Genomic DNA, 263 nt, shown 5'->3' with positions numbered 1-263 from the left:
AGCGGGGGTGCTCCGCGCGGCGCTGGGCGGGGTCGCCGTCGCCGGTGGAGGTACGCGGGGGGCGGGGTCCGGCCGCCGGGCCGGAGGCGGTCGTACGCGAGGGGGCCGGGCCGCTCGTGTCGCCGGAGCCGTTCGAGGGCCGCGTCGTGCCGGAGGCGTACGACAGCCGCTGTCCGTCGGCCGTAATCCCAGGGCGCCGTGCGTCGCCGGGCGTGCCCGGAGTCGAAGTGGGTGCCGTGGTCGGGCGGGGCGGTGCGGTGGGC

1 pseudogene is annotated in these 263 nt (G+C 80.6%); it reads right to left on the bottom strand.

Annotation, left to right across the window (positions count from 1 at the left end):
• Positions 1–263, bottom strand: a pseudogene (locus tag STRIP9103_RS51900) (hypothetical protein); the annotation flags it as partial.

Origin of the sequence: Streptomyces ipomoeae 91-03 (genome assembly GCF_000317595.1) — a bacterium.
GTDB classification, from domain to species: Bacteria; Actinomycetota; Actinomycetes; order Streptomycetales; family Streptomycetaceae; genus Streptomyces; species Streptomyces ipomoeae.
This window is presented reverse-complemented; position numbering and strand designations above follow the sequence as displayed.